Origin of the sequence: Pseudonocardia nigra (genome assembly GCF_019396355.1) — a bacterium.
GTDB lineage: Bacteria > Actinomycetota > Actinomycetes > Mycobacteriales > Pseudonocardiaceae > Pseudonocardia > Pseudonocardia nigra.
The window spans coordinates 1-5,592 of the sequence record NZ_JAHKRK010000341.1 but is presented as its reverse complement, the minus strand read 5'-3'; the positions used below and the strand labels follow the sequence as shown (position 1 = coordinate 5,592).

The 5,592-nt window shown below is 70.0% G+C and carries 5 protein-coding genes and 1 pseudogene; 5 read left to right on the top strand and 1 reads right to left on the bottom strand.

Annotated elements, in window-relative coordinates; translation table 11 throughout:
- Positions 1 to 429: 429 nt before the first annotated feature.
- A pseudogene (locus tag KME75_RS39725) lies at positions 430 to 1,270 on the top strand (transposase).
- A gap of 238 nt (positions 1,271 to 1,508) precedes the next feature.
- Here KME75_RS39725 and KME75_RS39720 read toward each other — a convergent pair.
- The gene (locus KME75_RS39720; protein WP_219420157.1) at positions 1,509 to 2,675 is read right to left on the bottom strand and encodes an amidohydrolase family protein; all 1,167 of its coding nucleotides are present in this window, start codon (positions 2,673 to 2,675) and stop codon (positions 1,509 to 1,511) included.
- Positions 2,676 to 2,780: 105 nt separating this feature from the next.
- Between KME75_RS39720 and KME75_RS39715 the strand changes: the two genes are divergently transcribed.
- The 4 genes from KME75_RS39715 to KME75_RS39700 all read left to right on the top strand — a co-directional run.
- Positions 2,781 to 3,473, top strand: coding sequence for a GntR family transcriptional regulator (locus KME75_RS39715; protein WP_219420156.1), 693 nt, complete (start codon positions 2,781 to 2,783; stop codon positions 3,471 to 3,473).
- Positions 3,470 to 3,982, top strand: a complete 513-nt coding sequence (locus KME75_RS39710; RefSeq protein ID WP_219420155.1) for a RidA family protein — start codon at positions 3,470 to 3,472, stop codon at positions 3,980 to 3,982. Before KME75_RS39715 ends, KME75_RS39710 begins: the two co-directional genes overlap by 4 nt.
- A 405-nt stretch (positions 3,983 to 4,387) precedes the next feature.
- Positions 4,388 to 5,380: an LLM class flavin-dependent oxidoreductase gene (locus tag KME75_RS39705; RefSeq protein ID WP_219420154.1), complete on the top strand. Its 993-nt coding sequence runs from the start codon at positions 4,388 to 4,390 to the stop codon at positions 5,378 to 5,380.
- 2 nt (positions 5,381 to 5,382) lie between these two features.
- A partial coding sequence (locus KME75_RS39700) for a hypothetical protein (protein WP_219420153.1) occupies positions 5,383 to 5,592 on the top strand: 210 nt, incomplete at its 3' end.

The window sequence follows — 5,592 nt, the reverse complement described above, 5'->3', positions numbered from 1 at the left end:
CTCGCGATCACTGCGCTCCGCCTATCGGGCGCCACCAACATCGCCGCCGCGCTCCGCCACCACGCCCGCGACACCCTCCGGCCGCTGACCACCTACAAGATCACGTAGCAACTTTGCCGGGGCCCTGGGGCTCTCCCGCCCGTCTGCTTGTTCATACTGAGGTCAAGGTGGCTTGGATTCGGCGGGAGTTGCGTTCGGGTGGGGGAAGTCGAACTCTAACCCCGCGCCCGTGCACAATGCTGACCTGCTGCTTGTCCCCGGTCGCTTAACGCCGCTGCTATGGCTGGGTGCAGCGTTGAGATGTTGAGCCAGCAATTGCCCACCTCGTCAATGCGAATTCGGTCCAGCTGTCTAAGCAGCGATCTTCGATGAGCGACGACCGGCACCGCGACGACCGGCACCGCGACGGGTGTGGCAGTCGAGGAGGCGATGGCCACGGCGGTTGAGGCCGCGGTGGTCGAGCTGGCCCCGCCGGTTGGGGGTGCGCGCGGCGTGCACGGCGGTGGGCCGGTCGCGGGCCACGCACTACCGCCACCACCGGGCCACCACTGCCGCCCCGCCACAGAGCGACCGGATCCTGCGCGCCCACGGTGAGGTCCGCGAACGCCGCCGCCAGGCCAGCCACCCGCCCCGGGTGAAACCCGAGCTGGCGGCCACCGGCCCGGACCAGTGCTGGAGCTGGGAAATCACGAAGCTGGCGGGCCCGGCGAAGTGAACCTACTACCACCTGTACATGATCATCGGCATCTACTCCGCTACGGGCTGATCGCCGAGGGAGCGAGCGCCGCGCTGGCCGAGTGGCTACTCGCCGAAACCATCGCCAAGTAGCACATCACCCGTGACCAGCTGACCATCCACGCCGACCGCGGCACTTCGATGGCCTCCAAGCCGGTCGCGCTGCTGCTCGCCGACCACGGGATCACCATGTCACACTCGCGGCCGCGCTGCTCGAGCGACAACCCGTGCTCCGAGGCCCAGTTCAAGACGATGAAGTATCGCCCCGAGTTCCCCGAGCGCTTCGGCTGCATCGCCCACGCCCGAGCCTTCGGTCAGACCTTCCTGGCTGGTACAACCACGAGCACCGGCACTCAGGCATCGGCCTGCACACCCCGCCGACGTGCACTACGCCGCTGCCCGCCCGCGCCGACACCGTGACCGCCGCCTACACAGCCCATCCCGAACGGTTCGTCGGCAAGCACCCGAACCACCCGCGCTCCCCGGACCGGCGTGGATCAACAAGCCCGACCCGACCAACGCAACGAGTCACTGAAGGTCCTGTTCCAAGAAGGTCGACAGGTTCCGCACCCCGGTGCGAGACAGGGAGCATTGGAGCTGCTGTGGTTCCTGCTGCCCGTTGTGTGCCTCGTTGCGCTGGGCGGGATCGTCCGACTGGCCCGTGGGGTGAGGCGGGCAGCCGGGGTACTCATCCAGTCACGACACTGACCGGCGAGGCTCGAAGGGCCGGGCGGGATCGGAGGGCGGCGTGGGTCTGACAGCTCGGCAATGGGTCAGCGCCAGGTGACCTTCTTGGTGGGTGGCGGCGTCTGCTCGCTTCGACCGAGGACGAGGGGCTCGCCGTCCACGAGCACTGCGGCGATGCCCGGCAGGTCGCCCAGCGCGAAGCAGTCCAGCACGTCCTCGGCCAGCGACCCCGTGATCGGGCCGAGGATGAGCAGGTCGGCCGGGCGGCCGACGTCCAGGACGCCGACGTCGAGACCGTGCGCCCGGGCGGTGCTGCCCGTCGCGGCCGCAACCGCCACGGCCGGATCGACCCCGCAGACCGAGGCGAGGTATCCGAGGTTGCGGAGCATCCCGCGCGGGATGACCCCGGTACCGCCGGGGGTGTCGGTGCCGAGTGTCAGGCGGTGCAGCTCATCGCGCTCGGTGAGCCGGTCGACCGTCACCTTCGTCGCGCGGTAGTTCATCGAGCTGCACACCTCCACGGCCGACGGCAACTCATCGATGGTCTGCCGGATCTCGTCGTCCGGCATGGGGATCGGCCCGCCCGAGATGTGCGCCACGACGTCAGGCCCCACGGCGGAGACCAAGTCGTAGCCGGCGACGCGGCTGGAGCCGGACCTCGATACCCCCCCGGAGTGCATCTTCACCGTGATGCCGCGCTCGCGTGCCCACTCGACGTACTGCTCCGGCTCACCGGACGGCAGGTGGTTCCAGTCGTAGAAGATGAACTTGGCGTGCTGGCAGCCTTCCTCGATCAGGCGATCGAAGTGGCTCTCGCTCATCCCCGGTGTCAGCAGCACGGTGCCGCAGTGCGCCTTGACGCCCGAGGGTCGAACCCGCCCGGTCGTGTGGCGTGACGTCACGGCGAGGCTGGTCACCAGCTCCGGTGTCAGGTCGTCGAAGGCCAACCCGGGCACGTGCAGCTCCCCCGCCGACACCATGGTCGTCGTGCCCCCGTGCAGGTAGTTGCGCACCCAGCCGATAGAGTTCTGTGCGGGAGTCCACTCGCCGAAGGTCGGGTGCACGTGTCCGTCCACCAGTCCCGGGATGACGCTGAGGCCACCTGCGGAGATGACGTGGTCGGGAGCCGCCACGTCGTCCCCGATCGCGGTCACGACGCCGTCGGTGATCACGACCTGGGTGTCCCGGTGGACCGGTGCGCCGATCTCGCCGGTGACCAGTGTCGCGATGTCGGTGATGAGCGTGGTCGCCACAGATGTCCTCCTCGGCAGCGCGGCTGGCAAATGTATATCGGATCCAATACCCTGGTGACTAGGCTGCGACGCGCGATCCGCGAGCGCGCCACCGTCTGAGAGGGGATGCTGGTGGAGTCCGTGCCCGAGGCGCGCGTCGCGGGGTTCTCGCGCCCGCAGACCGCCCAGCAGGCCGTGCTCGCGGAGATCCGCGGTCTCATCATCCGAGGTGAGATCCCTCCGGGCGCGCCGATTGGGCAGGAGGGGCTTGCCGAGCGCTTCGGCGTCAGCCGAGTCCCGGTGCGGGAGGCGCTGAAGATCCTCGAGGGCGAGGGGCACATCACCTACACCGCACACCGCGGCTACACCGTGACGCGCCTCGAGGTCAGTGACCTGCTTGAGGTGTACCGGTTGCGTGCGCTGCTCGAGTCCGACGCGGCGTCCGAGGCCGTGCCGCGCATCGAGGACGAGCACCTGGCCCGGATGCGGCAGGCGATGGATGCGATGGATGATGCCGCCGACGCCAAGGACATGGTGAAGTTCAGCGTCCACAACCGGGTCTTCCACTTCGCGGTGCTCGAGCCGAGCGGCATGACGCGCGCCATCCGGATGATTCGCCACCTGTGGGACACCACGGACCCGTACCGGTCCCTGTACTTCGTCAAGCCGCTGAACCGCGAGACGATGAACAGCGAGCACGCGGAGATCCTCGAGGCCTGCCGTGCCCGCGACGTCGACCTGGTCGTGCGGCTGCTGAACGTGCACCGCAATCACGCGGTCGACGACCTGCGCGCGCAGAAGGACTCGTGGTCGGCGTGACGGACGCCGGCGACTCGGCTCCCGAGGAGCGTCGCCGTCTGGGGTGGGAGCGCCTGTCACAGTTGGGCCACTCGCTACCCGAGCCTCTGGCAGCCAAGGGCGGCTACGTCGCCGCCCGGGCGTTCGGTGGAGCGCTCTGGGTCGCCGGCCACACCGGCCGCGGCCCCGAGGGGCCGCGTCTGACGGGGGTCGTCGGCGACGACGTGACGCTCGAGCAGGCACAGGAGGAGGCGCGCCGCGCCGCCGTGAACCTGCTCGCCGCCGTCGACGGCTGCCCGTCCTTGACGGCCGGGCTGGGGTCGGTCGAGGCGCTCCTGCACGTGCGCGTCTTCGTCGCTGCGACAACGGAGTTCGACCGTCACCCGTTGGTCGCGGACGCCGCCAGCCAGCTGCTGCACGACGTCCTCGGGCCCGCCGCGGGCACGCATGCGAGGACCGCCGTCGGCGTCTCCTCGTTGCCCGGCGGCTCGGCGGTCGAGCTCGAAGCCGTTCTCGCGTACGCCGGCTGACCGCAGGGCACGGGCGATCGCCGCGCCGAGCAGGACGCCGGCCGCGATCGTCGCCGCGACGCCGCCCGCCGCCCGCAGCCGCCCCTGAAAGACCCCGGTTGGCACGACCGCGCGGCCGCGCGACTCCGCAGCATCGGGCGTCGGCACCTCGTCTCCGCGAACGGGCACATCGATCCGCCCGACGAACTGGCTGATGAGCTGGCCGCTGACCTGGTCGACAGCGGCGCCACCGAGCTGGCCGGCGTCTGCGGCCGGTCGCACGGTGAACTCGTTCAGCAGCTGCATCGCGCACTTCCCAGGACGGTGGCGCGAGAAGAATCTTCGCTGAAGCCTTGCTTTGTATACCGGATCCAAGACACAGTATGCAGGGTGTCGGGAGTCACACGTCGAGCGGAGGAGCGGTACGTGCTGAGCAAGGGCATCGGGTTGTTCCCCACCGAACCGGTGGGCGCGATGTGCGACTACGTCCGGCTCTGCGAGGACCTGGGCTACGACAACGTCTGGTTCGGGGACTCGCAGAACATCTGGCGCGAGTCCAGCGTCGTGATGGGCGCCGCCGCGGTCGGTACCGAGCGCATCGTGTTCGGCACCGGTGTCACCAACGCGGTGACCCGGCACCGCTCCCTGCTCGCCTCCACGTGGGCCACGCTGGCGGAGTACACCGGCGGTCGTGCGGTCCTCGGGATCGGCACGGGCGACTCGTCGCTGCGCACGATGGGGCTGAAGCCGCTCAAACTCGCGGAGCTGGAGGAGGCGATCGCCGAGCTGCGCGCGCTGTTCCGCGGCGGGGAGGTCACAGAGGCCACCAGCGGTGCGGACTACCACCTCAACTACCTCGACGGCCCTATCGAGGTACCCATCTACATCGCGGCGTCCGCACCGAAGATCCTCCAGTTGTCCGGTCGCATCGCGGACGGCGTCATCGTCCTCGTCGGGACGGCCCCGCACTTCATCGAGGCCGCGCTCGAGCGGATCGAGGCGGGCGCCAAGGAGAGCGGCCGCACCCTCGACGATCTGCGCATCGTGCTCTGGACGCCGACGGCGATCCACGAGGACAGCAGGGAGGCGCGCGACCTCGTGCGCGCGCACGTCAGCCGGGTCGTGATCCGGCCGCTGCCGGCTCCGGTGGAGCCGCACCTGCAGGAGGCCGTCGACCGCATCCGCAGTTCCTACGACTACTACCACCACATGGACACCGAGGCGTCGCACGCCGACCTGGTGCCCGACGAGCTCGTGGACCTGTTCGCCCTTGCCGGCACCCCGGCGGAGTGCGAGAAGCGCCTGTCCCAGATCAAGGGCCTCGGCGTCGACCAGGTCTCCATCGTGCCGTTCGTCCGGCCGGGCCAGAGCAAGGAGTCGACCATCCGCGCCTTCGCAGACATCGCCTCCCGGATCTGACCGTGTCGAGTTCCGTCCAGCAACCCGCTCCGGGCAGCGACCTGCCCGGAGCGCCACCACCGCTGAAGCGGCAGCTGACGAGCGAGGACGGGCACCAGGGGCCGCCCCGCCCGTCCACCGATCGTGGCGCTGCCTGCCGTGCACCGGCCGCGACCGAGGCACCGGCGGCAGCGCCGGCCGCCACCACGTGGTACCTGGCGGCGCTCGGGCTG